This window comes from Vibrio sp. 1F255 (genome assembly GCF_041439145.1).
GTDB classification, from domain to species: Bacteria; Pseudomonadota; Gammaproteobacteria; order Enterobacterales; family Vibrionaceae; genus Vibrio; species Vibrio crassostreae_C.
In genome coordinates, this window is record NZ_JBGONQ010000028.1 from 54,181 (window position 1) to 80,461 (window position 26,281).

The following is a 26,281-nucleotide window of genomic DNA, read 5'->3' on the forward strand; positions in this document are numbered from 1 at the left end:
TCATCATTTCTACGTTTCCATTTGTTAAAGTGAACATCAACCGAGTGAAATTATGAAGATTACAGCTGAACCCATTATTATCGCGATGCAAACGCCTTTTCGCATCTCTCGTGGCAGTCGAACTGAGTGTCACGTTGTTCGTGTTTACATTGAACATGGTGGCAAACGAGCTCAGGGCGAATGCACGCCTTACCCACGATACGGCGAGTCATCGGAGTCTGTGTTAGCGCAAATCCAACAAGCGTCTAGCGCACTTGAAGCTATGTTTGAACGAGGCGTTACTGATCCGGCAGAGCTAAGAGATCATCTTCAGTCTTTATTGACCGGAGGGGCAGCGCGCAATGCGGTCGATTGTGCGCTTTGGGATTTTGAAGCTCAGCAGAACGACCAGACGTTTCCGAATAGCTTGTTTGAGTTGCCTGCTCAAATCGTGACTGCAATGACAGTCTCGATTGGCACGCCAGAAGCCATGGCGACTCAGGCTCGAGACTATGTCGCGAATGGTGCGAAACTTCTGAAAGTGAAGCTTGACGGCGAGCAGGTGGTAGAGCGTGTTCGCGCAGTACGAGAAGCCGCGGCAGATGTTCAAATTGTATTGGATGCCAATGAAGCATGGACAGGGCTGAATCTCGAAGAGTTGTTCAATCAACTGGCAGAATTTGATATTGCGATGATCGAGCAACCGTTACCCCAACAGCACGATGCCTCATTGGCGCACATCAAGCACCCGATACCACTGTGTGCTGATGAAAGCTGTCATACCACTTCGCAACTTTCATCTTTGTTAGGCAAATATGAAATGGTCAACATCAAGCTCGATAAAACAGGTGGTTTGACCGAAGCATTGGTACTTGCTGAAGAAGCTCAAAGGCTAGGATTTACGCTGATGTCGGGTTGTATGCTCGGTACATCGCTGGCGATGCGTGCAGCTCTGCCTATCGCCGTTCAATCTGAAATCGTCGACCTCGATGGCCCAGTCTTACTTGGTCAAGATGTAGCACCATCACTGACTTATCGAGATGGGATGATTGTTCTTTAAGTTCCTAACAAATTAGCTAGGAATCTCTCCATACAAAAATCGCATAAGCGTTAACTTATGCGATTTTTTGTTTGTACCGTTTTACAGAGATAAGTAAACCATACTGCAACTACTCACTTGCTTCATTGAGTGGGGTGTACTGAACTGCTAAATACAACCCACCTAGAAAATGCAGTGCTTGGCAAAATCGCCCGCTTCATTAGCCGTCCAGTCACCTTTAGGCTTTTCTTTCATATCCGCACACCAAGCTTCACTGCCAACCTCGGTACAAGCCATTAATTGAGTAGCAAGGAAAAGTATCAACGCGATTTTCTTCATAATAAACATTCCGTTGTGGTCTAAATTTCTGCTTATAACTGTATCAAATCCCACAAGTGATTGTTATAGCTGCTAAGAACTTAAGGGCGTTAATAATGATGTGGGGTTGAGCTGAATTCGAGGGACGGTAAAGAAGCGAAGGTTTGCTTGGCTTTAAGATCGAAAAAGCCAGCAATGTATGCTGGCTTTGAAATTCTTAATAAGTTTCTATTCGTTATTTCGCTTTAACTACTTATCGATTTATACCAATTTCATCTCTTGGATGATGTCCGAAGCAATCTCTGGCTTCGTGCTTGTTGGTTTCTCGTGTAGGTCGGCTTTCAATTGTCCCTTACGGTTACTTAGGCCCGCTTCAAGTTTCTTAAGTGCTGCAGCGATAGCTGGGTACATAACATCGTCTGTCGATTTTGCTGTTACTCGTACACCTTCGTAGTTGGTGAATACTTCAACCTGATGTTGACCGTGTTCTTTAGTAATGATGATGTCGCAACTGATCAGTGATGGGAAATGGTTAGATATCTTCTCGAATTTACCTTCGATGTCTTTGCGTGACTCGTCGTTAATTGATACATGATGTGTTTGAACATTTATTTTCATAAATCATACCTTTCCAATGACTGTGTCATTTAAACGTAGCAAACATCGGATAGATTAACCAACTGAGAATTAGCACATGTGTGATTGACTTCAGTGTTATCAAATATTCTCTTGTTACTCCCTTGAAAGTCCGATGAACTGATCGCATATTATGTTTCGTGTTTTAAAGACATGTTCAAAAAAACTCCATCCTTGATAATTTGCGCTAACCTACAGCGAATTCCCAGTGAATCTCTCTTTATCGGTTTTATAATTCCGAACTTGTCACTCCATTGATTTTCTTTCCAGCTCACTCACTTTTTCTTCTTTGATTAAAAACTCAGCTTAAGTTACTAATTTATAGACACTCAACTGCCCACTCCATATTGAAGTGAAACTCTCCTGCTGTGAGTTGAGACTCGGGTATGGTAATGCGTGCTCTAATATCGACTTCTTTATTGGATGCCAGTTGATCGACAGGAAATTCGACGCCCTGACGCCAATAATTAATGTCACCTTCATAGCGAACCGGCGTTTCGACTTTGAATCGCACAAGTTCTGAAATGCGAGACTCATCAATTGAGCCTAGATCAATATGTTGCAGTTTGAGCAACAATCGAGAATCTTTGCGATTGGACTCAAGCTTAAGCGTTATCGCTCGGCCATCGTATTCTCGGCCACTGAATTTAAGCCGTTTAAGCGTATTAAAACCATCAAAGCCATTAAGATTGATGCAGAAATGCTGGAGCTGTTAGGCAGTGAAGATGGCAACACGGCGATGATCAAAGTGAGCTGGGATGAGAAGGGAATGAAGGTCTATAAGGATGGCTACTTAGCGGATTATGAGTACGGGATTGCCCCTCATGAGATGCAAGAAAACTACGAATTAGCACCTAAGTAACTCGATTCGATTGCAGAAAAGCGCCTTACTTATTAGTGGGCGCTTTTCTTTTGCTCACCAAAATATGACGAAACTCACACTTTTCTGACAATTAATGACTTGTTGTGCTAGTATGCGCCGCTTGTCTTTGTAATTGATAAAAAACGCATTACCAAAACAGACTTTTCGGTTTACCTGCTTGTAATGACCTCATTCAGTTTGGCCTGACTTGGCTGAACACCTGCATTTTGCTCGGACGCAAAGAGAGTAGTACTCACTACTTCACTATGTACATTTGAGAGCACCATCTATCAAAGGCCTTTTTGAAACAGCCTAAATTAGCGCGAACTTAGTTCAGCGTGAAGGGTTTCGTTTTTCCAAAAATCCCTCTCGGCGGCTAAGTGAACCTTAGTTGCTGACAAATAAGGAGTCTATATGACGACTACGGTATCTACATCCGTACCTACATCTCAAGCTGGTAACGCAGCGCCGACAGAGAAAGAAGTAAACCACCCGTTTCTCTCTTTGGTTATCATGGTGATCGTTGCTGCAATCGCAACTTACTTCATCCCTGCTGGTGAATTCGAGCGAGTGGTCATGAATGGCCGCACGGTTATCGACCCAGACAGCTACACACAATTGACCAGCAACCCAACAACATTAGCCTCTTTTTTCGAATCATTTTTTAAAGGCTTCAAATCCGCTTCTGGCGTGATGGGCGTTGTGGTATTTGTGGGTGGTGCTTTTGGCATTATCAAACACATGGGTCTGTTAGACGCATCCGTTGTTGCACTAACTACTAAGCTAAAGAAGCAAGGCTTATACGTGATTGCGCCTGTGATCATGACGGCGATCTTCTTCAACGTTACCTTCACCGGTATGCGTGAACTTGATGTCATTTTCATCTCTTTGATGATCCCGATCTGTATCAAGCTTGGCTATGACGCGATTACGGCACTTGGCGTTGTTTTACTGGCAAGTTGTGCCGGTTTCGCGGCCGCTTTGGCTAACCCATTCTTTACGGGTATTGCACACACTATCGCTGAACTGCCTATGTATTCAGGCATGTGGTACCGCTTTATTGTTGGTATGTTCATGTTGTTAACGGGTGCATGGTATGTGCTTAACTACGCGCGCAAAGTTAAGCAAGATCCGACCAAAGGCTTGTTACACGGCACGGGTTACCACTATGAATCAAATGTTGAAGCGAAAACACTGACCACACGTGAAAAGCTTGCGGGCATCGCGTTCTTGGGCGTATTCGCATACATGATCTTCGGCACGTTGACGATGGGGTTCGGCTTCACCGAGATTGCGGGTGCATTCGTGGCGATGGCTATTATTCCGGGTTTGGTGGCGGGTTTATCTCCGAACAAGATCTGTGAGTATTGGACCAAAGGTGTTAGCGACGTATTGATCGCGGTACTGATCATCTTTTTTGCTCGTTCAGTGCTAACCATTATGGAAGACGCGAAGATTGTTGATTCTATTATCTTCTATCTTGCACAGATCATTTCTGGTAGCTCTAAACTTGTGGCAGCAGCAGGGATCTACTTCTCGCAGGCTGCGATCAACCTGTTCATTCCATCGGGCAGTGGCCAAGCGGTGATCACCATGCCAATCATTATTCCGTTGGCAGATATTGGTGAAGTGACTCGTCAAGTGGCGGCACTGGCTTCTCAATTGGGTGATGGTATTTCTAACTATATTTACCCAACCAATGGTGGCTTGTTGGCGGTATTGGCTATAGCAAAAGTACCTTACACCAAGTGGGTTCGTTTCTTCTTACCACTGTTCTTGTTCTGGTCGGTAGGCGCTTTGGTTTCTGTTGTGATTGCTCAAATGATTGAGTTAGGGCCTTTCTAAGGTTTCTGTTTAATCGAATACATGGACAGTTAAGGCTTAACTGAAGCTGTGTGAGTAAATAAGAAGGCAGCGAATTCGCTGCCTTTTTTCGTTTAAAGAAAAGCTATTCCAACGTTAAAGGTTACTCTTCAAATTGGTAAGAAGAGGGCACCACAATCACGCCTTGTTTTGATATGTGGAAGCGTTTCGCATCGGCAAGGCCATCAAGACCGATCTGGGTTCCGTCAGGCACCTTAACGTTCTTGTCGATGATGCAGTTTTGTATGTGGCAATTTTTTCCAATCTCAACATCTTCAAACAGAATACTATCAATCACAATCGCGGCATTGCTGACTTTCACTTTCGGGAAGAAGATTGAGTTTTGCGCCGAGCCGCCTTCAATTACAACGCCATTCGCTATCATCGAGTTGATGAATATTCCTTGATTACCTTCAACTGAAGCAATGGTTCGTGCGGGTGGCAGCTGCGGTTCGTAAGTACGAATCGCCCAATCAGGTTGATATAAATCGATAGGCGAAGCTGGCTTTAACAGGTCCATATTCGATTGGTAATAAGAGTCGATAGTACCAACATCTCTCCAGTACGCATCTTGGGTCACTCGGCCTTCTTCATCCCCAAACTTGTATGCGTAAACACTGTTGTTGCCGACCAACTTAGGAATAATGTCTTTACCAAAATCGTGGCTTGAGTTCGGATCTTCGGCGTCCGCCAGTAGCGCTTGTGTTAGCACTTCTTTATCAAAGACGTAAATGCCCATTGAAGCCATGCTTCGAGTCGGCCTGCCAGGTACACAGGCAGGGTAACGCGGCTTCTCGGTAAAGTTATTGATCTCTAGAGATTCATCTATCTCCATCACACCAAACTCTTTGGCTTCGTCAATCGAAACCTCCATGCACGCCACGGTTAGGTCGGCCTCGTTCTTTTTGTGCTGCTTGAGCATTGGCGCGTAATCCATGCGATAGATATGGTCACCGGATAACACCACCACATGCTTGGCTTCACTGCGAGAAAGCAGATACAAGTTTTGATAAATTGCATCGGCAGTACCGCTGTACCAGCTATCACCGGTTCGCATTTGTGGGGGAACATTGGTGATGTATTCGCCGAGCTCGGGGTTAAGCACCGACCAACCATCTCTCAAATGTTTTTGCAAAGAGTGAGACTTGTACTGAGTCAGCACTAAAATTTGGCGTAGCCCAGAGTGTAAGCAGTTCGCGAGAGTGAAATCGATGATTCGATATTTGCCACCAAAGGGTACCGCAGGTTTTGCACGGTTATCAGTGAGAGGGGAAAGCCGAGAGCCAACACCGCCGGCCAGAACGATTGTTAGAGTGTCTTGCATGATCAGAACCTCAATGTATTTATGATTATGAACATAGACTTGCAAGCACTAAGCCAAATGTAACTCATTGAATATTATACGCGGCAAGATTGATTCTTGTAGAGCTGCACCAAAATGATGCGTGCGAGATATTGGCTTGCTCTATTTTGATCCAAAGAGAGCTGAGCAAAGTGAAGGGATTGGATTAACAAAATGACGCACGGAAAAGTTGCATTACAAAACTGTCAATAAAATGAAGAGATAAAGTGATCGGGTCGATATAAATTTACATAAATAATCACAACTTTTCACAAATTGATTTCCATCAATAAAGTAGGGTTATTCTATGATACCTTGCACGCAAAATAAGAAATGATTACTCATTCACCAACAAAGATTAAGCCCCCAAAAGGAAATTATAATGAAAAAAACAGTATGTGGTATTGCGGTTATTGCGGCTCTTATGTCAACCAACGTTCTTGCTCATAAAGAAGGTGATTTCATCATCCGTGCAGGTGCAGCAATGGTATCTCCTAACGATAGCAGTGGAGATGTTCTGGAGACATCGGGGTCAAAATTTGGTGTGGATTCAAACACCCAACTTGGTTTGACATTTGGCTATATGTTTACAGATAACATCAGTCTTGAAATTCTTGCAGCAACGCCATTCTCTCATACAATCTCTACAAATCATGGTGGTCTAGGCGATATCGCTGACACAAAACACCTACCACCTACGCTGATGGTGCAGTACTACTTCGGTGAAGCAAACAGCAAATTCCGTCCTTACGTAGGCGCGGGTATCAACTACACCGTATTTTTCGATGAAGAACTTAATGGTACGGGCAAAGATGCTGGTTTGAGCGACTTGTCTCTTGATGACTCTTGGGGTCTTGCTGCAAACATCGGTATGGACTACATGATCAATGAAGATTGGTTCTTGAACGCATCGGTTTGGTACGCAGATATCGACACTACAGCTAAATACAAAGCGGGTGGTGTTCAGTACTCAACAGACGTTGATATCGACCCATGGGTATTCATGATCGGTGGTGGTTACAACTTCTAACCTACGATTCAGTTTACTAAGGCGCTCAAGCACCAGCCAGCTTGTGCGCCTTTTTTTGTGTGCTTGTTAATGAAATGCTCATTCTAACCCTCTGTTGTTATGGGTAAAAGAAACCGATTGTCGTCACCTATTGTTAACAAAAGGGAAAGATAACTGTCATAAGCGGCCTCTATGATCGCGATTCAAATTATGGAGGATATATGAATCGTAAATTTAATAAGCTGACTTTATTACTACCTATCGCAGTGAGTTCCGCTCTGGCTGGATGTTCTCAGTCAACATCATCTACGGCGAATACGCTATCTCAAACCTCACTTGATGCTTTGAGCCTCCAGTGCCAATCCAGCCAACAGCCAATCGCAAGCGATGCTGAGGTCACCGTGCTTACTCTGGTTGGCAGTTCCATTGCTGACGCTCCGTTTGATACTTCTGCAGCCGAAATCGTCAGCTACGATTCATGTACCGACAAGCTTTATGTTGTGAACGCTCAAGCTCAGAAAGTTGATGTGTTATCGATGGACTCTGACAGCGCACCAACATCTGCGGGTTCTATTGATCTTCAATCAGCGGCTGCAGCTTCTGGTATTGATATTGGTGCAGCGAACAGTGTGTCGACTCATCAAGGGTTAGTTGCTGTCGCGATTGAAAATGCCGACAAACAACAAAACGGCATCGTTGCACTTTATCGCTCAGACACATTAGAGCTGATCACCACTTATACGGCTGGCGCTCTGCCAGACATGGTGAGCTTCTCTAAAGATGGTCGTTATATTGCGTCAGCAAATGAAGGTGAGCCGAATGCGGATTACAGCATTGATCCTGAAGGTTCAGTAACGCTGGTGGATTTAGCGAATGGGCCGATGCAAGCGAAGGTCACTCAGATTAATTTCAAGGCATTTAACCAAGGTCAGCCTCGTCACCAGGAATTAACCGATAAGGTTCGAATTTCAGCTCCCGATGCGACCGTCGCTCAAGACCTAGAGCCTGAATACCTAACGTTTGCTGACAACGGCAAACTCTACGTTGCCCTGCAAGAGAACAACGCACTAGCAGCGATTGATGTCGCAACGGCAGAGGTGGATGCGATTCTTGGTTTAGGCGGCAAACCTTGGGATAGCGCGCAATTGGATGCGTCAAATAAAGACAAAAACATCGATAATCTACAAAGCTACGCAATGTTAGAAGGCCTTTACATGCCAGATAGCATCACTAGCTACAGTGTTGAGGGCAACACCTATATTGTGACTGCGAACGAAGGTGATGGTCGTGAATATGGCATCAAGACCACGCAAAAAATATGTGATGAGAAAGGTTTTGAGTGGGACGGTGACGATTATCAAGGCACCGAAAACTACACCACAGAAAAAGACTTTTGTATCGCGCATGTCGATGAAGTACGCGGCAAGAAGTTAGACGTTGACGCTAACCACCCATTAGCAGGCGCATTGAAAGACAACAAGCAACTTGCTCGTCTTAAAGTGATTAAGCCACAAGGGACACTCGCTGCTGACCAAGAGGTTCAAGCATTCGGTAGCCGTTCTTTCTCTATTTGGGATGAGTCAGGCGAGCTAGTGTTTGATAGCGGTGATGATTTTGCTCGAATCATACTTGAGCAAGATCCTGCAAACTTCAACAGCACCAATGATAACAACCAAAGCGGTGACGATCGTAGTGATGATAAAGGTGTAGAGCCTGAAGCGATCGAAGTGGCTGAGATCAACGGCAAGCACTATGCCTTTATTGGACTTGAGCGCCAAGGTGGCATCATGGTTTACGACGTAACTCAGCCTAGGAGTGCAAGTTTCATCCGCTATCTAAACAATCGCGACTTTACACAACCAGTGTGCACCAAGGTTGATGAAGACGGTGATTGCGACAATGATACTTACAACGCTAAAGCGGGGGATTTAGGCCCTGAATCAATTAAGTATTTCACACGTTTAGGTAACCACTTTATCGCTGTCGGTAATGAAGTAAGTGGTAGCACATCAGTCTATCGCGTTGAGTTTTAATCAAGATTATTACTAGCAATTAGCTCGAATCAAAACAAAAGCGCCACTACTTGTTAAGTCGTGGCGCTTTTTTAGTTCATCGCTTATTTATTAGCGATGGCAAAGGCCTATGGCTGTTGCTTAGTTGGTGCTAGAGCAATCTCACGGATACATACGTTCTGTGGTTGTTGGTAAGCGAATGATACAGCGCGAGCAATGTCGTCAGCTGCCAATACGCCGCCCATGTCTTCTTTCCAAGAGTCGTAACCGTCTTTGATCTCTTGAGATGTTGTGTGAGATAGAAGTTCTGTTTCTACAGCACCCGGTGCGATAGTAGTAACACGAACATTTGATGCCGCCACTTCTTCACGAACGTTCTCAGAAATAGCGTGTACCGCGAATTTAGTACCACAGTAAGCCGCGTGGCTTGGGAATGTTTTCTTACCTGCGATAGAGCTGATGTTGATGATAGTACCTGTGTTGCGTTCCATCATCGGAGCAAGTACAGACTGCATGCCGTTTAGAAGACCAATCACGTTTACATCGAACATTGTCTTCCACTCTTGTGCGTCTTGAGTATCAATTTGACCAAGAAGCATTGCACCAGCATTGTTGATAAGTGCATCTACAGGGCCAAACTTCTCTTCACCTTGTGCGATTGCTGCATCAAAAGACGCTTTGTCTGTTACGTCTACTTTTACTGACAGTGAGTTTGGTAGATTCAGCGCTTCAAGGCGATCAACACGACGAGCTAAAAGTAGCAGAGGGTGACCTTCATCGCTTAGACGACGAGCGATTGCTTCACCAATACCAGAGCTTGCACCTGTAATTACGATTAGTTTTTTCATTTTATTTCCTCTGTACTTTTATTGCGTCGGTTGGCTACGACGGGTTGTTTAAGTGCATTCGAATCAAGTGCTTGTTGCCTTGCTTCGTTGCGATGGAGGTATATTAAGGAAAATAGAATTGTTGATATATAGCGCTTTACTTGAAACACTGTTGCTGTGGTGCAACAATAAAAGTGTCTATCTCATAACTCCATTAGTAAGCTGGCGACTATGCTTAATCAAATTAACCTGTCTGATATTCGTTCTTTCGTGCTGATCGCTCGTTTAGGTAATTTCACCAAAGCGGCGGAGGAGTTGGATGTGTCTCGTTCCCACGTATCACGCCAAGTGAGCAGCCTAGAAAAGCAGATGGGTGTGACACTGTTTATCCGCACCACTCGAACCTTAAGGCTGACTCACGCTGGGCAAGATCTGTACGCGAGATGTGAACAAGCCTTAGATAATATAGACCAAGCTCTGATTGCTGCTGTGGATGATGTCGAAGAAGTACGTGGCGACATAAAAGTAAACTGTGTTGGCGGTTATTTGGGTGAAGTGATCATCGCGGATTTGGTCAATGAGTTTATGCAGCTCTACCCAGACATCAGCATCAGCCTTGATTTCAGTAGTAACCGAGTCGACTTGATTGAAGACGCCTTTGATATCGCTTTTCGTATGGGGAGCTTAGAAGACGCGGGCTTTATCGCAAGAAAGCTATTGGATATTGAAATGGGAACACTCGCGAGCCCTGAGTATTTCACTCGCAAAGGGAAGCCAAGCCATCCTAAAGATCTGATCCGCCATGATTGCTTAACGGGATCGGTGCGTAAGTGGAGCTTTCAAGCTTTGGATGACACCAAGAAAACAGTCGATGTTCATGTGACGGGTAGGCTGCAATGTAAGAATGGGCGAGTGTTAGTACAGGGCGCGAAATCGGGCAACGGAATTATTCGTGTACCAACCATCTATTGCTTGCAAGAGATCAATGATGGGCAATTGGAGCAGGTGTTTAATGAGTGGATAGTGCCGAAAGTGGACTTTTCAGCGATCTACCATCGAGACCGCTATCAACCAAGTCGAATTCGAACCTTCATTGATTTTGTAAAAGGTCGCTTTGAGCAAATGCCAGTCAGCTAAATAGTGCGTGCTGCCTACCTTCCTCCTTCTTTTGGCAATAGTTGGACTGGCTTGGGCTTACATCTCGTCGATTTCGTTTTGTAGGTTTTCCAGCTGGTCTAGAATCAACAAGAACTTCTCGCCGAACGGCGTCACTTGGTATTCAACTCTTGGTGGCAGTTCGTTAAACATCTGTTTATCTAAAATCCCAAACTCCACATTTCGCTTCAAGCATTCATTCAATACCTTTGTAGATAGCCCTTCTACCGAGCGCACCATTTCACCAGGGCGATTAATGCCATTTGCCAGTAATTGGTAAACCGTTAGCGACCATTTACAGCCGTAGATGGTTTCTACCATGCGAGCTGAGCGCTCTGGTGCCGATTTTCTTGAAAAAAAGTTTTCCTGATTTTTCATAAAGATGTACCAATAAGTACCTACCTAACCGATTTGTACTTACTATTCATAGTGTTAGTTCAAGGCCTAAGATTACCACGTTCACATGACTTAGGAGATAACAAAATGAACTTCACTAAAAATGGTATTGCAGTAGTAATCGGTGGCACAAGTGGTATGGGCTTTGAAACAGCGAAGCAATTAGTCGCTCAAAACATCCATGTGTTGGTGGTCGGCAATAACCCAACTAAGTTAGATAAAGCGGTGTCAGAATTGCAATCGTTAGGTCACGCTTCAGGTTGGCAAGCTAACCTTTATGATGATGCAAGTGTGTCGAATCTTATTTCGCATCTAGAGTCACTTGAAGAGGGTATTGGTTACCTTGTTAATGCGGCTGGCTACTTCAACCCTAAAGCGTTTATTGAGCACCAAGAATCTGATTACGAGCAATACATGCAGCTTAATAAAGCAACCTTCTTCATCACTCAAGCGATAAGTAAATTGATGATCAAGAATGGCGGCGGCAGTGTGGTTAACGTTGGTTCTATGTGGGCGAAGCAAGCAATCAAAGCGACGCCATCTTCTGCCTATTCAATGGCTAAAGCTGGCCTGCATGCATTAACACAACACATGGCAATGGAACTGGCTGAGCATAACATTCGTGTGAATGCGGTTTCCCCGGCAGTGGTTAAAACGCCGATTTACGAATCTTTCATCAAACCTGAAGAAGTGGATCAAGCGCTAGAAGTCTTCAACGCGTTCCATCCTATTGGTCGAGTAGGTTTGCCGAAAGACATCGCTAATAGCATCTCTTTCCTACTGTCAGACAGTGCTGATTGGGTAACGGGTGCAATCTGGGATGTTGATGGCGGAGTGATTGCTGGCCGCAATTAATTAGGATTCTTTTTAGGTGGCTATCGCGCAGGCAAAATAGCAGCGAGATGGCCTCCTTGATCAGTATTCGCGTAGAATAGAAACGAGAAAGACAACAATAATAATTAAAACGATAATAAGAGTAAGGTCGCCATTATGTTCAACATGGACTTTTCAAAGAGATTGGTTATAGAAACCGAGACATTAGATTGGGTCGCAAGCCCTGCTAAAGGGGTTTGGCGTAAGCCACTTGAAAGAGAAGAGAAAGAATCGGGCCACACGACCAGCGTGGTGAAGTACGATCCTGACTCTTCGTTTTCTGAGCACCCACATCCGCAAGGTGAAGAGATCTTCGTATTAGAGGGTGTGTTCTCTGATGAAACCGGAGATTTCCCAGCGGGCACTTATATCCGTAATCCGCCGGGCAGCGCGCATTCCCCATCCAGCAAAAATGGCTGTACGATCTTGGTTAAGCTCAACCAGTTTGACGCGAGAGACTTAACTCAAGTTCGTATTAATACTTTGGAAACAGAATGGCTTCAGGGTGTTGGCGGCTTACAAGTGATGCCACTGCATGAGTTCGAACACGAGCATGTCGCGTTAGTGAAGTGGCCGGTTGGCGAACGTTTTCAGCCGCATCGCCACTTTGGCGGTGAAGAGATATTTGTACTTTCTGGCACCTTTAAAGACGAACATGGTGAGTATCCAAAACACACATGGATGCGCAGCCCACACATGAGTGAGCATTTTCCTTATGTGGAAGAAGAGACGGTTATCCTAGTGAAAACAGGGCATCTGCCATTGGATTAAAGGAATGCTCAGTAAAAGATGAGAAAGCCGCATTGTTTTGAACAAGCGGCTTTTTTTAGTTTTTATATATGAGCTGACTAGTACGCAACACCAATACGTTGGCGTGGGAATTTGCCAGCTTCGAGTTCATCAATCATCGCAATAGCGTAATCGCTAACGGATATTTTGCTGTTGCCATCTTGGTCGGTGAGCAGTTGGTCGCCACCGGTACGGTAGGTTGATAGTTTCTCGCCCGGGAAGATTTCTGCTGCTGGGCTAATGAACGTCCAATTAACTTCGCTGTTCGATTGCTTGAACACTTCAAGCGCTTCGCCCTGTGCTAACGCTTCGTTTTTGTAATCTGCAGGGAAGTCAGGAACGGTCACTAACGGTACATTTGGTGCTACTTCTAATGAGCCTGCACCGCCAACCCAAAGTAGACGTTCGATACCAATGCTTGGTAGTGTATCAAGCAGCTTAGTTGCTGTGCTTTTTACGATGTCGTGATTACCTAGAGCGCGTCCGCCAATCGAAGTAATTACTGCATCAACGCCGGATAGTGCGTTTGCTAGATTTGCGGCTTCGTCTTGTAAATCAAATGAACGAACTTCAATGCCTTGGGTTTCTACGCGGATTGCATCTCTTACAACAGCAACAACTTCATGTCCGCGAGCTTGAGCTTCTTGAGCGATGTGACTACCAATCCAACCTGATGCGCCTAATACTGCAATTTTCATAATGTTTCTCCAATTATCTAATTTATTGAGTCTGTTTCTCGACAGCCATTGCAGTCTAATAGCTCACTAGGTTGCGATAAATATCATAAAATGATGTAGATTGTATCTATGTAGCTAGCTAATAGGTTTTATTCAGTGGATAAGGGAAAGTGTGATGGATAGGTTGACGGCAATGCGTAGCTTTGTTGAAGTTGCGAATTGTGCCAGCTTCACCCAAGCAGCTGAGCATTTGGACATGAGTCGGTTGCAGGTTTCACGTCATGTTCAAGAGATAGAAGGGTGGCTGAAGCAGAGGCTATTACATAGGACGACTCGAAAGGTGAGCTTAACCGCGGCAGGGAAAACGCTCTGCAGCGCTGTGAGAAGATCCTCCATGAGACCGCTGAGCTAGAAGTTACTTCACTCAATCAAACCGATGATCTTTCTGGAACCATTCGAATTGCAGCTCCGATTGGTTTAACTCAGCACATGTTGTTGGATGTGGTCGAACAGTTCACCGAGCGCCACCCTAATATCACGGTCGAACTGTTTGCCTCAGACCGCTTTACTCAGCTGGTGGATGAGAGGATCGATATTGCACTTCGTTATACCGATCAACCTGATGATAGTTTGATTGCACGAAAGCTAATGGTTATTGATTCAGTGGTGTGTGCCTCGCAAGCCTACTTAGACAAACATGGTGAACCTGAAACGGTCGAGGCGCTTCGACAACACAATTGTTTTCGTCACTTGAATGTTTCTAAGTGGGATTTTGTTAAGGACAATCAACACTATTCAGTTGAGGTGTCTGGCACTATCAAGGCTAATGATGTTGGAGTGCTAACTCGCGCCGCACAGCACGGGAAAGGGGTAGTTCGTTTACCTTGTGACTTAGCCAACCCACTGATTGCGAATGGCAAATTGATACGAATATTGGATGAGTTTGTTTCACCGAGTAGTGTGCTGTGGGCGGTGTATTTGTCTCGTAGTTATCAGCTGCCGGTTGTTCGTCAGTTCATTGATTTTGCCGCAGAAGCTTGGTCTAGCGATATCAAATCTGGCGATGTTTGAAACTTCATAGGCAATGATACATAGCGATAGAATTTTAAAAGCTCATAAATACAAAAATCCGATATCAATGGTGATATCGGATTTGAACTCAATAATTCAGAGTTCCAGCACGCTCTCCTCTCACGAAGTCTTTACATGTAATGATGTACGGATAATCGGGTATTTATTACCTTTTCGTTTACGTCTGGTAAAGGCTGATACAAGCTTCTCGTAATGTCGGATAATACTTGGTCGTAAACTTGCGACACGACGCTAGAGATATCACTGGTTAATTCGTACATGCTATCTGCCGGTTGGGTCGCTTCGTTACTTGATGCGATCTCTGAGAGTGCATGCATCGCTCGCGTACAAACCGGTGACCCACTACTAAGAGGGCAGATAATCGATAACTGGTTGAGTTTTCTGTGTGTCTGAGAGGCGTAGAATTTGAATCTCAAATACTCCTCAGGCTTCTCCATATCAGGGATACACATTCGTAATTTGGTCAGGATCTCCATGCAATCTAAGATCTGTTGCCAATTCATGTGGTACTCACGGCTCATGTCTTCACGCTCAGACTGAATTAGCCAGATGATCATTACTTCATCCATCAAGAACATGCTATGGCGAATTGTTTTGCCATGAATCGATTGGTTACGCACCAAGCTACGGTTTTGCCAGTCGCTGTGCATAGCGATGAGCTTGAGGTGATAGATGCGATACATAGGGCGGCTGTCAAACGACACATGGGATTGAAGCAGCTCAGATACCTCAAGTATGTTGTCGTAAATCTCGTTCACTTTACGAATCGAGTCGCTAGACAATTTATACGCCAGAGCGTAATGCGTTGCCGCGCGGTGTTTGCGTGATAACAACAATAACTCTCTAAGCAGAACTAAGGTTTCAAACCTGTGTGATAGCGCTGTTTGTCTCTTCCTTGAGAAATGAAACAGGGCTGCAAGTACTAATAGGGATAAACCCACTGAAATAACTACAAACATATTCAACTCCTAATATTTGTATACCTACTTAGTGGTAGTGCAGACACCATGCCAAAATAAATAAGTGTTATATTTCATTGATTTATGATTTTTCTCAAATTATGGATGATCAATCATGGTGCATGACTTCACCATTCTAGTGAATGTTTCTCATATTTTGCAGGATTTTTTGAGAGGTTACGCTTTTCTAACGATAGGTTGGGGAGGTTTCGGTAAGTAGAGACACTTTGGCGATCCATTTCAGGCTCGTTTCAAGCTACGGAAATTAAAAAGGCCTCACCCTATATGCTTTAACTCTAAAAGCAGTAAGAGTGAGGCCTTTCAATGTTCACTTCGCAGTGTAGTTGACTTAACGACTAAGTGTTTAGCATTGAGGGCTAAACGTTATGCAAGCTTAAGGTCGAACTCAGTGCGGTACATCACCATGTCTTCAATGGTCAGTACTGGCATGTTGTGTAGTTTGCCGAAAGCAACGATCTCTGGCGCTTTTGCCATCGTACCATCCGGATTGGTTACTTCACAAAGTACACCGGCAGATTGAAGACCAGCCATTTGCATAAGATCTACTGTACCTTCTGTGTGGCCGCGACGAGCAAGTACACCACCTTTACGAGCACGCAATGGGAATACGTGGCCAGGGCGAGCAAGGTCAGTAGGCTTAGCTGTTGGATTTGCAGCTGTCTTGATCGTTGTTACACGGTCAGCGGCAGAAACACCTGTTGTTACACCAACTTTCGCTTCGATAGTGACGGTAAACGCAGTTTGGTTTGCGCTGTTGTTATCAACAACCATAGGTGGAAGTTCAAGTTGGTTCGCTTGCTCGTCAGTTAGACACAGACACACAATGCCGCTGCATTCGCGGATCATAAGCGCCATTTGAGCATTCGTCAGGTGTTCTACTGAGTAGATGATGTCGCCTTCGTTCTCACGATCTTCATCGTCAAGTAGAAGTACGCCACGACCTTCGCGTAGAGCTTGCAGTGCATTTTCAACGCGAGTGATTGGTTCGCCAAATTCGGCAAGTAGTGAAGACTGATTCATGGTTAAACTCCTAAAATATCACCAGAATCAGGGCTGTATGAGGGATCTCAACCGAGCACAACAAAGCCTACTCATTACAAGTCAACTTTAGCTCATTATGGTTTTATCCAAAACGAAATGCACCCGCCTAAGTTGGAGGTACGAACCCAACTCACGCGGGTACGCCTTTCCAACTTAAACGAGTGTGTTTTCATTCTCTCTCATCCGGACTATAACCGTCGGCTCTGGCATCTCACCAGATCTGCTGACCTCGACGAATCGAGCGCTCGCGGGCTTATCTTTAGATTTTGCTAAGGACATACCGCCGGTGGGGAATTTCGCCCCGCCCTGAGAATAAAAATTAATAATCTGTTTTGCTTTTGAAAGCAGACCAGATGGTAATCCTTTCAATAGTGGATTTAAAGGACTGACAGCAAAGTTTTTAAGATTCTGGCCTTATAATCCGGTAAGTGTTCACTTTATCAGCAGACCTTAGCGTGTGGTGTATAGCGGTGCGCAGGCTATGTTTAGTGGGTTTTGATGTCTATATGTACACAAGTGGATGGTCTGGATTATTGGTGATGGCGTGACAGTTCATCAGCTCAATACTTAAGAGGCCCTTTAATCGATTATTGTTACACCATGACGGCTGACTGACCGTTTTGACATAAAATTGATATTGGCGATGCTAAGCTGCGATAGCATCCGAGCACTTTATCTCAAAGATCTTAGCCATGACTTCTCTGTTCTCTAACAAATCCAAAGGCTTATTACTGCTCGTTTTAAGCTTGTATTCTCTAGTGCCTTTTTTGATCTTTGGATCTGACTTCGACCTTGGAAGCGCGGTTCTGCCTTTCTACGGTGCTTTTATGACGTTCGTGACTTACTCGGCGGGTAATCAAGGGTTCTTGGTCACGCTCGCTGTTTTGTCTTTAGTCCTGCTCACGATGAAGTTTTCCAAAGCTAAGTTAGTCAGTCTTTGTCTGCAGCTCGGCTTGTTGTTGGTGCTTAGCTTTGCAGCGAAAACCTTCTTAAAGTATTCCACTGAGAGCCCTCGTCCTTATTCTGAGTATTTGGTAACGCAGGAAGTCGTTGATATGCCGGAAGTGTTTTACGAATTACCATTGGTTGAAAAGAATGCTGCGATTGAGTCTGTACAAGATAAGGTGAGCGAGTGGCGAACGCGTCACTGGTTGGGTGAAACTGACTACTCTTTCCCATCTGGACATATGATTTTCGTCGGTGTGTGTTTGGCGTTCTTTGGTGGTCTTCTCCTAGAGGCGAAACGCTTTTATCTAGTCGGCGGTTTACTGGTTTGGGCTGGTGGTGTCGCCTATAGCCGTGTTTGGCTTGGCATGCATCGACCAGAAGACTTAGCCGGATCTATTGCCTTTGCGGGTTTGATCTATTTATTGGTGCCGCTTATCTCAGAGCAAAAAATAGAACGCTATTTACCTGCATTTTTGAAACAGACTTCTTAGGGATCCGTCCTCACTGCAAAAGAAGGGCTCAGATTAGCAGTACGTAATAAACGCTACTGATTGAGCCCTAGCTCTGCTTGCTTCTTTTTGGTTAGACCTAAGGACACAATTCGGTGTGACTCAATGAGATAGTATCTCAGCTCCTCATCCCTTTCTGGCGTGCTTTCAAACAGCTGAATCCATTTCATACCGCGTGAAGCAAAGTAGGGTGCGGGTTTATAGCCCGGCTCTTCTTTGAGAAAGTCGAAATTCTGATCGGACGCCTTGAAGATAAACGCAGGCTCATCTTTCGGTCCCCAACCACCAATCGCAAACACCTTGCCACCTACTTTCCAAACGTGAGAGTTATTCCACTGCATCACATAACTGGTTGCAGGCAGTGACTCGCAGAATGCGTTGAATTCGTCGTAAGTCATAGAGCGTCCTTTTATCTACTGGGTGTTTGTGTTGGTTTTCTAAGATGTCTTTCTTCTTCTTGTCTTTATCGCCAATAACTAGCCAGCTAAACCCTGCCAGATTGCCGTAAAGCCACTGAGAGAACATAGCAGTAATGAACCAATGCGTATCTTCTCTTTAGGGATGCTTTGTGTCGTCATTAACGCCACTTTGTAACCCAACCAAGCAGCAGGCAGCAAAGGTATAGTGATGATCAAGTGGTGTAGCGTGAAGAAGCCAATTGGGATCTGTACAACCAACGAAATGATCGAACTAAACACGAAAAACGCAGAAAGGTTACCACGAAGCTGATTGGCATCTTGGTGTTGGAGTAGCAGTGCCATCGGTGGACCACCAATACCAGAACTGGTGCCAAAGAACCCAGAGAAGAACCCCGCAATACCCATCTTAGTTGGGGTTGGTTCGAGTCTAAAGGGCAGTAGGCTAACAATCACGGCAAATACTACCAATAAGCCCAACCATAGTGATAACACGCTCGTTGAAACCATCACCAACAAAGCACCACCTGCCAGTGACCCAGGAATACGGCCCAGCAATGCGATTTTTAATCCGCCAATAGAGATATTTGCTCTATGTTTAAAAGCGTTGAATAACGAGATAAACAGACCGATCAAACAGATAGGCGCAGGCACATAATCTGGAGAGACCAAAAACAGCAGTGGGGCTGCAACAATGGCCAAACCAAAGCCGATTGCGGTTTGCACAAACGAGCCGACAAAAATGAGTGTCATTGCGATAAGGACAGTCTGATCTATGTATTCCATAAGCCTGCGGATTAGTTTTAAAGGAGCGGGTGGATACTATAAATGAAAACTAAAATAATAGTCTTATTATTCAGTGAGCTTTATGCCAGTTTCGCTAGTTATAATTTCTACTATAACGACCAACAAAAAAGCGAGTGAGTATCTCAGGATGCTTCCTTTCAATACTCACTCGCTTTATTGGAACGACTTGTTTACGCTAGTGGGGGAGTCAGCATAAAACGTTAAGCCATTGCCAATTTCAGTCGCTCAATGGGCTTGTCATTGATTGGTAAATGGATAAGTGCTGCTGCAAATGCCAGCACCACCGTTGACCACCAGATTGGCTCGTAAGAACCGTAGTAATCGTAAATACGACCACCCACCCAAGCGCCTAAGAAGCTACCCACTTGGTGAGTAAAGAATACCAAGCCGTACAACGTTGATAGGTAACGGGCACCGAAGATCTGACGAACTAAGCCAGACGTTAGCGGAACTGTACCCAACCAACAGAATCCAATGGCCGCACCGAAGATAGCCGCGGTTGATTCAGTCACAGGCAGAGTCACAAACGCACCGATAACCACAGTACGCACTAAGTACAGTGCAGACATAACGTGGCGTTTGCTGAACTTGTCGCCCATTACACCCCAGAAGTAAGACCCAAAGATGTTGAAGATGCCAACGTAAGCCAGTGCCATCGCAGCGCTGCTCGCGGGTAGGTCTTTATCTGCTAAATAGCTCGGTAAGTGCGTTGCGATAAACATTACGTGGAAACCGCACACGAAGAAGCCCGCGTGAATCAACCAGTAACCTTTGTGAGCAAACGCTTCAGACAACGCTTCTTTGAGTGTTTGGTTCTCTTCAGCTTGCGCTTGTTTGTTTGAGGCTGCTTTAGGCGCTCGCATGAACAGCGCAAAAGAGATCATCAAACAACACAGTACGCCAAACACTTGCATCGCACTCTGCCAGTCAAATTCATTCAGCATGTATTGTGCGCCCGGAATTACCGCGAACATACCAAATGAACCTGCAGCCGTGGTTAAGCCAAACGCCTTAGCCGCGTGCTCTGCTGGTACAACTTTCGCTACTGCGCCAAGCACGATCACGTAACTTGTCGCACTCAAGCCAAGACCAACCAGTGCGCCTAACGAAACGTAAAGCATGCTCGATTCGGTAGAAATTGAGGTAAGAAGTAAACCCAAACCGTAAGCACATGCGCCAGCAATAATGATGCGTCTTGCTCCCCATTTGTCAGCGGCCATACCAACAAAAGGTTGGAACACACCGAACAATAAGTTTTGTAGAGCAATAGAGAAGCTGAAAAACTCTCGACCCGTGCCGAAATGCTCTGAAATTGGCATCATGAAAATGCCGAATGATTGTCTGATCCCTAGACTGATAATAAGTGTGCCTATCCCTAGCCATACCAGTAAAGGAAAACGGAAAATGCTCATTCTAATACTCTTAAATTAATGGTGGTGATGTGAGTGGTCTTGCGCTGACATGTGTTGGTCAGTCATCTCATGGTGATGTTCGTGCCCAGAATGATCATGCCCTGACTGCTGGTGGCAACCACTGCTTACGGCATGCTGAGCCAAGAGATCAATCAATGGCTGACTGTGATGCACAATAACCAAACTAATGACGAGGAATAACGTCATTCTGGCAAGTTGGGCAAAAAGAGATTGTGAAAACATACGGTGTTGACATGCGCTCAATGTTGTAAGAAGTCGCGCATCATAGTGATGAGTCGGGTATGTATCAAATGACCATTTGTGATGTAGTCTATGCGTTTTATGCATAGATTGTCGCTTGATTGGAATTGGTATAAAATGCGCTCAATAAATAAGAAAACTTGAAGCTCGTTAGTTAATTGAAACAAGTATCTAATTAAGAATGAAAGTCTAAATTAAGGCTTATAACTAGCTGTTTAATTTAAAGTTTCACAAAGCTGTAAAAACTAATATACAAACTAATCACTAAGCAACATTGCTCGTTCACTCGACTTATCTGTCAAACATCGTAAATTTGGGCATAAATCGTTTCAAGACTACTGAAACGCGATGTTAAAAGATTCAGGGAGAGTCATTCACATGGATAAAGATCATAATCTTCGCGAAAATTTACTGGCACTGATCTTAGGTAGCGCATTGGTTTCACTCGGCGTTATCTTTTTCAACCAAGTCGGTTTGCTCACCGGGGGCACGGCTGGTCTAGCGATCTTCATTACCAAAGTAACAGATTTGAGCTTTGGCCAAGTATTCTTCGCACTTAACTTACCTTTCTATATTTTGTCGGTTGCTCGTATGGGCTGGCGCTTCACAATCAATACGTTTATCGCGGTTTCGATTGTTTCGTTCGCCGTGGATCACTTGTATCACGTGATTCAAATTGCCGAAATTCATGCATTGTATGCAGCTTTACTTGGTGGTGGCTTGATTGGTACCGGCATGCTGGTGATTTTCCGTCACAAGATGAGCTTAGGTGGCTTCAACATTCTGGCGTTGTTCTTACAAGAACGTTTTGGAATTCGAGCAGGTAAGGTTCAGATGGCATTAGACTGCACGATTGTTGTGCTTTCTCTGTTCATTGTTGATGTGTCATTGGTTCTTCTGTCTGTGCTTGGTGCGATAGTCACCAACTTGATTCTAGCAATGAATCATAAACCGGGGCGCTATCAACCTGTGGTAAAAGCGGAAGCAGCATAGTTCGGTTCGCTCAAGCTCTAGATTTGCTTAAGTAAAGAGTGATTTGCAGATTATGAAAACAACAAAGCCAGCATTAATTGCTGGCTTTGTTCTATTGAAATAACGGATTCGATGTAACGATTAACACTTGCCGCAGCTGGCGTTCGGCTTAAGCTCGCAATCAATCACATTGCCTTGTTGATCAAGGGACAAGTTACAACACTCTTCAAACAGGTTCTTAAGATCAGCACGGCTTTTTTGCACGCGGGATTTAACCGTTGAATAGCTGACGTTCTGCGCTTCTGCGATCTCTTTTTGGCTTTGGCCTTTGATGTCGACCGCAAGCAGTAGCGATGAACTTTGTTCTGGCAATGCCTGAATAAAAGGTTCAATACACAATGAAAGTTTCTGCTTAAATTCAGAGTCGTGGTCTAAATCGGTAAACCACAGATCTTCAGCATCAATTTGGCTATCACGTTGTTGGCGTGCATGCTTACGGTAGAAGTCGATAATGGTGTTGTTGGCTAACTGGAACAGCCAAGCCTTAACACTGCTAGCATCTTGTACCTTATCTAAGTTCTGATAGGTCTTAATCAAGATATCTTGGAGCAAGTCGTCTACATCCGCAGAGTTGTTGACCTTTGAATGCAGGAATGACTTTAATGCTTGCTGATACTCGGCCCAGACTTGTTCGATCTTCAAAGGTGCATTAGTTGCACTGTTCATTTACGCAACATTCGTCTTGTAAGAAATCAATCACACCTTCTAGGCACTCATACTCCGCCACGCAGAATAGAGTTCTTCCTTCTCGTCTTTGGCTGATTAGGCCCGCAGACGCCAAGCTTGATATGTGGTGAGACAAGGTAGAACCGGGAATGCCTAGCTCTTCTTGTAGGCCGCCAACTGCAATGCCTTGGTAGCCAGCTTTAACGACACTCTTATAAATGGTTAGGCGAATAGGGTGCCCCAACTCTTTAAGTGCTTTCGCAACGACTTCTAAGTTCATATTAACTCCTCAAGATTTAATTTCGATGTTAGTCGAAATGTATGTCGAATTCAAATTTAAAAACGGTGTCTGTGTAAGTTATTGAAAAACTGTGTTTTCGAAAATCATTTCGATTTTTATCGAAATTACTCTTGTTCTGGAGCTGTTTATTTCTATAATTCGAGAATATTCGAAATTAAGGGTTGGTTACTTTTCTCATAGAGCCCGACCTTCAATCCAGTTTGGAGTTAATTATGAGCAATGAAATGTTAACAATGCTGAAAGACGCACTTGATATGTTCGCTTTCTTAGCAGTAGAGCTAATTATCCTTTTCTTAGCGATCAGCTACATTGTTGGGATTCTTCAAGAGTTCCTTACACCAGAAAAGATTCAATCTATCCTGAGCTCACGTAATGGTAAGGGTTATGTAGTAGCAGCACTACTGGGTGCAATTACACCTTTCTGTTCATGTTCGACCATTCCTTTCTTAAAAGGATTGCTGCGTGCAAGAGCGGGTTTCGGTCCAATGACGGTGTCTGTAGTGGCTGGTTACGCACTTGAGAAGCTTGGCTTTGAGCGTTACGTAAAACCTGAAGCGTATGAATCAACAGGTTCAGCTTCAAGCTGTGGCACTAGCTGTGGTGACTCTGCTCCTAAGAAAGCAGCACCGGTTAAAGCAGAATCTTCATGTGGTACAAGTGCATGTGGCGAACCCGCACCCGTAATGGCGAAAGAGAGATCTTGCTGCGATTCTAAAAAAGAAGAGCCACAAGTAACGGTTTCATGCTGTTCAGCGGATGGAAGCGCAACAGCTGAAATCGTAGAGAAGAAAGAACCTAGCCGTTGGATGAGAATTTGGTTCTCAACTTGGAAAGATTTTAAACAAGTTTTCCCTTACCTAATGATGGGTATCGCGATTGGTTCATTCATCTACGGCTTCATTCCTACAGACCTTATAGCACAGTACGCTGGTGAAGGTATGTGGTATGCGATTCCAGTAGCAGCCGTGATTGGTATTCCACTGTATATTCGTGCTGAAGCGGTAATCCCACTAAGTGCAGCTCTAGTACAGAAAGGCATGGCGCTGGGTTCAGTTATGGCATTGATCATTGGTAGTGCAGGTGCAAGTTTGACGGAAGTTATCCTGCTTAAATCAATCTTCAAGAACCAAATGATTGCAGCATTCCTATTCGTTATCCTAAGCATGGCGATGGGTGCAGGCTTCCTATACAGCTTCATCTTTGGTTAATCAGGCTTGATTATGAGATAACACCCTCGATACCAAGAGATATATAATAAAAGAGCTCACTTAGTTGAGCTCTTTTTGCGTTGAGACTATTAGTTCGGAGATTAGAAACCGCGAATATCAAGCTCATTGTTGATCAACACAACACACTGAGAAGCAAACAGCATGTTCGGGCCTAAGCTGATCTTTTCTGTTCCTAAGCGCTTTAAGCTGTTGTAGCTTTTCTTCGGCATTGGGATGTGGTCAGTCAGAAGGAAACATGGGTTTTCCGCAATCTCTGCATCACGGATAAAGTCGCCTTTTTTATCCATCATGTACAGCTGGTGGTCTTCGGCCAGTTCTTTGACCAACTTTTCAAAGCTCATCGTACGAACAGTGATGCCCGGTTCTACCTGACGTGTTTGTTCTTTTGTCATGCCTTGAGAAGCGTCAACCGCTCTTACTACCGCAGATAACAGTGCAGATTCATGAAAGCCGCCAATGTTGGTGATTTCATTTGAATCGAATGTAATGGTACGTGAAAAGTCTTTAGTACTTTCTAGCACAAGATGCACGGTGACATTCTCACGGTGAGATTGAGCAACGAAGATCGTGTTCATCAGAGTATGAGCCAGAATCTCAGTATGAGCGTCTTGCCCAACACCTTCTAAGATAAGTTTGCTCTCTGTAGGGGCTGCGCGAGCGCGTAATACAAATGAACGCATGGAATGTACCTTGTCAGTATGTGATAAAGCGAAACGGACTTTATCAACATGAATTGATGAATAACCAAAATTGTGGCGGTATGTAACTCTTTTCTATTAATGAAGTCAAATGGAGTTGCACTTAGCACCAACCCGCGAACTTTGAGTATTAAATAGAGAATGACCACATTACAAGACGGTAAGGGTTGAAGCGAACCAATGTTTACATAGGTAGTATGCGCAAAATTATAAAGTGACTTACATAAGGAAGCTGTCGGTGAAGTTACAGAAGATTAATAAAGAAGAATATAGAAAGAAGATGAACCTGTTGTTGGTGTCATTAGTTGGGTCACTTGCATTGTTTGCCATTGTATTCGGCACCATTTTGATCGAATTGTTTGGCTCGGCGACTTCAATTACTGGTGAATCGACAGGGAACTTTCATTTGAACGTACTTGGGGTGATCTTATCTGTCGCTTTGAATGCGTTTATCGCAAGCCGAGTGAAAGGGCATGAGTATTTCAAAGAAGCGCTTTATGTTTGGAACCTGAAACAAATCCACAATCAAATCTATCGTAAGCTCAAGCGCATTCAGCCAAAAGCGGAACAAGGCGACCGAGACGCGCTGACTATCCTTTACTTCTATTACACTACGCAAAAACAGGTATACGACCTAGACAATAATACGTTGACGATAAAAACGGTTCAGCAGTCGCTAGATAACATCGTAGAGCTGAGTGATAAATGGAGTATTGAACTAGATATAGAGGTATTTTCGAAAGATTTAGTCGCGAAATTTTAAGTGATATGCCTGTAATTGTATGAGCTTTGACCTGTGAAAGACGCTTTTGACGTAAAAGTAGACACTTAAGCAACTTTTTTGAATTTTTATCAAAAAAGGGGTTGCCATGTTTACGATGATCTCTATAATGCCGCCTCACTGACACGGCAGACGCCACAAGGCTTCAGCGGTAATCAGTAAGACGGAAAGTTCGAAACAAATTAATTTTAAAAAGTGTTTGACACTTAAGATTAAATCGCTAGAATTCACGTCCGCTTTCAAGGGTTTCTTTGTAAAAAGAAAGTTTCGATAAGCAAAGCTCTTTAACAATTTAAACCTATCAATCTGTGTGGGCACTCGTTGATGAATA

The 26,281-nt window shown here is 44.3% G+C and carries 27 protein-coding genes, 2 pseudogenes and 1 riboswitch; of the genes and pseudogenes, 14 read left to right on the top strand and 15 right to left on the bottom strand.

What is annotated here, in order from left to right; translation table 11 throughout:
* The first annotated feature begins 52 nt into the window (after positions 1-52).
* Entirely contained in the window at positions 53-1,039 is a 987-nt protein-coding gene (dgcA, locus tag ACED41_RS15635) for an N-acetyl-D-Glu racemase DgcA (RefSeq protein ID WP_371725256.1), read from the top strand.
* A 162-nt stretch (positions 1,040-1,201) separates the two neighbouring features.
* Here dgcA and ACED41_RS15640 read toward each other — a convergent pair whose 3' ends face one another.
* From ACED41_RS15640 to ACED41_RS15650, 3 genes are all read right to left on the bottom strand, one after another.
* Positions 1,202-1,357 (bottom strand): DUF3012 domain-containing protein, encoded by a 156-nt coding sequence (locus ACED41_RS15640; protein ID WP_017061679.1) that lies wholly within the window; start codon positions 1,355-1,357, stop codon positions 1,202-1,204.
* 240 nt (positions 1,358-1,597) lie between these two features.
* Positions 1,598-1,954, bottom strand: a complete 357-nt coding sequence (hpf, locus tag ACED41_RS15645; protein WP_017061680.1) for a ribosome hibernation-promoting factor, HPF/YfiA family — start codon at positions 1,952-1,954, stop codon at positions 1,598-1,600.
* Between the two features lie 337 nt (positions 1,955-2,291).
* Entirely contained in the window at positions 2,292-2,549 is a 258-nt protein-coding gene (locus ACED41_RS15650) for a hypothetical protein (RefSeq protein WP_229648214.1), read from the bottom strand.
* Between the two features lie 57 nt (positions 2,550-2,606).
* On the opposite strand from ACED41_RS15650, the pseudogene ACED41_RS15655 reads away from it, so the two are divergent.
* Positions 2,607-2,834 (top strand): annotated as a pseudogene (locus ACED41_RS15655) (hypothetical protein); the annotation flags it as partial.
* A 414-nt stretch (positions 2,835-3,248) separates the two neighbouring features.
* Positions 3,249-4,679: a YfcC family protein gene (locus ACED41_RS15660; protein ID WP_102320897.1), complete on the top strand. Its 1,431-nt coding sequence runs from the start codon at positions 3,249-3,251 to the stop codon at positions 4,677-4,679.
* 121 nt (positions 4,680-4,800) lie between these two features.
* Here the strand turns inward: ACED41_RS15660 and glgC are convergent, their stop codons facing one another.
* Positions 4,801-6,021, bottom strand: a complete 1,221-nt coding sequence (glgC, locus tag ACED41_RS15665) for a glucose-1-phosphate adenylyltransferase (RefSeq protein ID WP_017064925.1) — start codon at positions 6,019-6,021, stop codon at positions 4,801-4,803.
* A 400-nt stretch (positions 6,022-6,421) separates the two neighbouring features.
* On the opposite strand from glgC, the gene ompW reads away from it, so the two are divergent.
* Together ompW and ACED41_RS15675 are read left to right on the top strand one after the other, a co-directional pair.
* Positions 6,422-7,069 carry an outer membrane protein OmpW gene (ompW, locus tag ACED41_RS15670; RefSeq protein WP_017064924.1) on the top strand — a complete coding sequence of 216 codons (648 nt, stop codon included), beginning with the start codon at positions 6,422-6,424 and terminating at the stop codon, positions 7,067-7,069.
* Positions 7,070-7,269: 200 nt separating this feature from the next.
* Positions 7,270-9,081 carry a choice-of-anchor I family protein gene (locus ACED41_RS15675; protein ID WP_371725257.1) on the top strand — a complete coding sequence of 604 codons (1,812 nt, stop codon included), beginning with the start codon at positions 7,270-7,272 and terminating at the stop codon, positions 9,079-9,081.
* A 107-nt stretch (positions 9,082-9,188) separates the two neighbouring features.
* Here the strand turns inward: ACED41_RS15675 and ACED41_RS15680 are convergent, their stop codons facing one another.
* Positions 9,189-9,908, bottom strand: a complete 720-nt coding sequence (locus ACED41_RS15680) for an SDR family oxidoreductase (RefSeq protein WP_004733012.1) — start codon at positions 9,906-9,908, stop codon at positions 9,189-9,191.
* 210 nt (positions 9,909-10,118) lie between these two features.
* On the opposite strand from ACED41_RS15680, the gene ACED41_RS15685 reads away from it, so the two are divergent.
* Positions 10,119-11,024, top strand: a complete 906-nt coding sequence (locus ACED41_RS15685) for a LysR family transcriptional regulator (protein ID WP_017067750.1) — start codon at positions 10,119-10,121, stop codon at positions 11,022-11,024.
* A 57-nt stretch (positions 11,025-11,081) separates the two neighbouring features.
* Here the strand turns inward: ACED41_RS15685 and ACED41_RS15690 are convergent, their stop codons facing one another.
* Positions 11,082-11,420, bottom strand: coding sequence for a helix-turn-helix domain-containing protein (locus ACED41_RS15690; protein WP_004733017.1), 339 nt, complete (start codon positions 11,418-11,420; stop codon positions 11,082-11,084).
* Between the two features lie 105 nt (positions 11,421-11,525).
* On the opposite strand from ACED41_RS15690, the gene ACED41_RS15695 reads away from it, so the two are divergent.
* Both ACED41_RS15695 and ACED41_RS15700 read left to right on the top strand, forming a co-directional pair.
* Entirely contained in the window at positions 11,526-12,293 is a 768-nt protein-coding gene (locus ACED41_RS15695) for an SDR family NAD(P)-dependent oxidoreductase (protein WP_371725258.1), read from the top strand.
* A 135-nt stretch (positions 12,294-12,428) separates the two neighbouring features.
* Positions 12,429-13,082 carry a cupin domain-containing protein gene (locus ACED41_RS15700; protein ID WP_371725259.1) on the top strand — a complete coding sequence of 218 codons (654 nt, stop codon included), beginning with the start codon at positions 12,429-12,431 and terminating at the stop codon, positions 13,080-13,082.
* A 77-nt stretch (positions 13,083-13,159) separates the two neighbouring features.
* Here the strand turns inward: ACED41_RS15700 and ACED41_RS15705 are convergent, their stop codons facing one another.
* Positions 13,160-13,798, bottom strand: a complete 639-nt coding sequence (locus ACED41_RS15705; RefSeq protein WP_102332195.1) for an NAD(P)-dependent oxidoreductase — start codon at positions 13,796-13,798, stop codon at positions 13,160-13,162.
* A 154-nt stretch (positions 13,799-13,952) separates the two neighbouring features.
* On the opposite strand from ACED41_RS15705, the pseudogene ACED41_RS15710 reads away from it, so the two are divergent.
* Positions 13,953-14,848 (top strand): annotated as a pseudogene (locus tag ACED41_RS15710) (LysR substrate-binding domain-containing protein).
* A 131-nt stretch (positions 14,849-14,979) separates the two neighbouring features.
* Here the strand turns inward: ACED41_RS15710 and ACED41_RS15715 are convergent.
* Positions 14,980-15,828 carry a hypothetical protein gene (locus ACED41_RS15715; RefSeq protein ID WP_136982933.1) on the bottom strand — a complete coding sequence of 283 codons (849 nt, stop codon included), beginning with the start codon at positions 15,826-15,828 and terminating at the stop codon, positions 14,980-14,982.
* 384 nt (positions 15,829-16,212) lie between these two features.
* The gene (ribB, locus tag ACED41_RS15720) at positions 16,213-16,869 is read right to left on the bottom strand and encodes a 3,4-dihydroxy-2-butanone-4-phosphate synthase (RefSeq protein WP_017054827.1); all 657 of its coding nucleotides are present in this window, start codon (positions 16,867-16,869) and stop codon (positions 16,213-16,215) included.
* A 188-nt stretch (positions 16,870-17,057) separates the two neighbouring features.
* Positions 17,058-17,208: riboswitch (FMN riboswitch) on the bottom strand.
* A 374-nt stretch (positions 17,209-17,582) separates the two neighbouring features.
* On the opposite strand from ribB, the gene ACED41_RS15725 reads away from it, so the two are divergent.
* Positions 17,583-18,329, top strand: a complete 747-nt coding sequence (locus ACED41_RS15725; protein ID WP_371725260.1) for a phosphatase PAP2 family protein — start codon at positions 17,583-17,585, stop codon at positions 18,327-18,329.
* 53 nt (positions 18,330-18,382) lie between these two features.
* On the opposite strand, the gene ACED41_RS15730 is transcribed toward ACED41_RS15725, so the two are convergent.
* The 3 genes from ACED41_RS15730 to ACED41_RS15740 form a co-directional block, all read right to left on the bottom strand.
* Positions 18,383-18,745 carry an MmcQ/YjbR family DNA-binding protein gene (locus tag ACED41_RS15730; RefSeq protein ID WP_017065872.1) on the bottom strand — a complete coding sequence of 121 codons (363 nt, stop codon included), beginning with the start codon at positions 18,743-18,745 and terminating at the stop codon, positions 18,383-18,385.
* Positions 18,746-18,823: 78 nt separating this feature from the next.
* Complete coding sequence (locus ACED41_RS15735; protein ID WP_170962367.1) at positions 18,824-19,549, bottom strand: sulfite exporter TauE/SafE family protein; 726 nt, start codon at positions 19,547-19,549, stop codon at positions 18,824-18,826.
* A gap of 221 nt (positions 19,550-19,770) precedes the next feature.
* Positions 19,771-20,982, bottom strand: coding sequence for an MFS transporter (locus tag ACED41_RS15740; RefSeq protein ID WP_017061697.1), 1,212 nt, complete (start codon positions 20,980-20,982; stop codon positions 19,771-19,773).
* A gap of 29 nt (positions 20,983-21,011) precedes the next feature.
* Between ACED41_RS15740 and ACED41_RS15745 the strand changes: the two genes are divergently transcribed.
* Both ACED41_RS15745 and ACED41_RS15750 read left to right on the top strand, forming a co-directional pair.
* Complete coding sequence (locus tag ACED41_RS15745) at positions 21,012-21,161, top strand: hypothetical protein (protein ID WP_017061698.1); 150 nt, start codon at positions 21,012-21,014, stop codon at positions 21,159-21,161.
* Positions 21,162-21,621: 460 nt separating this feature from the next.
* The gene (locus tag ACED41_RS15750) at positions 21,622-22,236 is read left to right on the top strand and encodes a YitT family protein (RefSeq protein WP_017065874.1); all 615 of its coding nucleotides are present in this window, start codon (positions 21,622-21,624) and stop codon (positions 22,234-22,236) included.
* 120 nt (positions 22,237-22,356) lie between these two features.
* Here the strand turns inward: ACED41_RS15750 and sigZ are convergent, their stop codons facing one another.
* Both sigZ and ACED41_RS15760 read right to left on the bottom strand, forming a co-directional pair.
* Positions 22,357-22,941, bottom strand: a complete 585-nt coding sequence (sigZ, locus tag ACED41_RS15755) for an RNA polymerase sigma factor SigZ (protein ID WP_229648219.1) — start codon at positions 22,939-22,941, stop codon at positions 22,357-22,359.
* Positions 22,925-23,221: a helix-turn-helix transcriptional regulator gene (locus ACED41_RS15760; protein ID WP_004733042.1), complete on the bottom strand. Its 297-nt coding sequence runs from the start codon at positions 23,219-23,221 to the stop codon at positions 22,925-22,927. Before ACED41_RS15760 ends, sigZ begins: the two co-directional genes overlap by 17 nt.
* Positions 23,222-23,454: 233 nt before the next feature.
* Between ACED41_RS15760 and ACED41_RS15765 the strand changes: the two genes are divergently transcribed.
* Entirely contained in the window at positions 23,455-24,450 is a 996-nt protein-coding gene (locus ACED41_RS15765; protein WP_371725261.1) for a permease, read from the top strand.
* A gap of 101 nt (positions 24,451-24,551) precedes the next feature.
* Here ACED41_RS15765 and trmY read toward each other — a convergent pair whose 3' ends face one another.
* A complete protein-coding gene (trmY, locus tag ACED41_RS15770; protein ID WP_004733046.1) occupies positions 24,552-25,151 on the bottom strand; it encodes a tRNA (pseudouridine(54)-N(1))-methyltransferase TrmY in 600 nt (199 codons plus the stop codon).
* Positions 25,152-25,407: 256 nt separating this feature from the next.
* On the opposite strand from trmY, the gene ACED41_RS15775 reads away from it, so the two are divergent.
* Positions 25,408-25,932: a DUF3087 family protein gene (locus ACED41_RS15775; protein ID WP_017070390.1), complete on the top strand. Its 525-nt coding sequence runs from the start codon at positions 25,408-25,410 to the stop codon at positions 25,930-25,932.
* Positions 25,933-26,281: the final 349 nt, after the last annotated feature.

Bases quoted from the DNA above. Each gene is read 5' to 3' on its own strand.
- sigZ (WP_229648219.1), bottom strand. From the start codon at position 22,941: ATGAACAGTGCAACTAATGCACCTTTGAAGATCGAACAAGTCTGGGCC.
- ACED41_RS15640 (WP_017061679.1), bottom strand. From the start codon at position 1,357: ATGAAGAAAATCGCGTTGATACTTTTCCTTGCTACTCAATTAATGGCT.
- ACED41_RS15750 (WP_017065874.1), top strand. From the start codon at position 21,622: ATGGATAAAGATCATAATCTTCGCGAAAATTTACTGGCACTGATCTTA.
- ACED41_RS15690 (WP_004733017.1), bottom strand. From the start codon at position 11,420: ATGAAAAATCAGGAAAACTTTTTTTCAAGAAAATCGGCACCAGAGCGC.
- ACED41_RS15695 (WP_371725258.1), top strand. From the start codon at position 11,526: ATGAACTTCACTAAAAATGGTATTGCAGTAGTAATCGGTGGCACAAGT.
- ompW (WP_017064924.1), top strand. From the start codon at position 6,422: ATGAAAAAAACAGTATGTGGTATTGCGGTTATTGCGGCTCTTATGTCA.
- ribB (WP_017054827.1), bottom strand. From the start codon at position 16,869: ATGAATCAGTCTTCACTACTTGCCGAATTTGGCGAACCAATCACTCGC.
- trmY (WP_004733046.1), bottom strand. From the start codon at position 25,151: ATGCGTTCATTTGTATTACGCGCTCGCGCAGCCCCTACAGAGAGCAAA.
- ACED41_RS15735 (WP_170962367.1), bottom strand. From the start codon at position 19,549: ATGGAATACATAGATCAGACTGTCCTTATCGCAATGACACTCATTTTT.
- ACED41_RS15765 (WP_371725261.1), top strand. From the start codon at position 23,455: ATGAGCAATGAAATGTTAACAATGCTGAAAGACGCACTTGATATGTTC.
- dgcA (WP_371725256.1), top strand. From the start codon at position 53: ATGAAGATTACAGCTGAACCCATTATTATCGCGATGCAAACGCCTTTT.
- ACED41_RS15680 (WP_004733012.1), bottom strand. From the start codon at position 9,908: ATGAAAAAACTAATCGTAATTACAGGTGCAAGCTCTGGTATTGGTGAA.
- ACED41_RS15740 (WP_017061697.1), bottom strand. From the start codon at position 20,982: ATGAGCATTTTCCGTTTTCCTTTACTGGTATGGCTAGGGATAGGCACA.
- ACED41_RS15760 (WP_004733042.1), bottom strand. From the start codon at position 23,221: ATGAACTTAGAAGTCGTTGCGAAAGCACTTAAAGAGTTGGGGCACCCT.
- ACED41_RS15715 (WP_136982933.1), bottom strand. From the start codon at position 15,828: ATGTTTGTAGTTATTTCAGTGGGTTTATCCCTATTAGTACTTGCAGCC.
- ACED41_RS15685 (WP_017067750.1), top strand. From the start codon at position 10,119: ATGCTTAATCAAATTAACCTGTCTGATATTCGTTCTTTCGTGCTGATC.
- ACED41_RS15675 (WP_371725257.1), top strand. From the start codon at position 7,270: ATGAATCGTAAATTTAATAAGCTGACTTTATTACTACCTATCGCAGTG.
- ACED41_RS15705 (WP_102332195.1), bottom strand. From the start codon at position 13,798: ATGAAAATTGCAGTATTAGGCGCATCAGGTTGGATTGGTAGTCACATC.
- ACED41_RS15660 (WP_102320897.1), top strand. From the start codon at position 3,249: ATGACGACTACGGTATCTACATCCGTACCTACATCTCAAGCTGGTAAC.
- ACED41_RS15700 (WP_371725259.1), top strand. From the start codon at position 12,429: ATGTTCAACATGGACTTTTCAAAGAGATTGGTTATAGAAACCGAGACA.
- ACED41_RS15730 (WP_017065872.1), bottom strand. From the start codon at position 18,745: ATGACTTACGACGAATTCAACGCATTCTGCGAGTCACTGCCTGCAACC.
- ACED41_RS15725 (WP_371725260.1), top strand. From the start codon at position 17,583: ATGACTTCTCTGTTCTCTAACAAATCCAAAGGCTTATTACTGCTCGTT.
- hpf (WP_017061680.1), bottom strand. From the start codon at position 1,954: ATGAAAATAAATGTTCAAACACATCATGTATCAATTAACGACGAGTCA.
- glgC (WP_017064925.1), bottom strand. From the start codon at position 6,021: ATGCAAGACACTCTAACAATCGTTCTGGCCGGCGGTGTTGGCTCTCGG.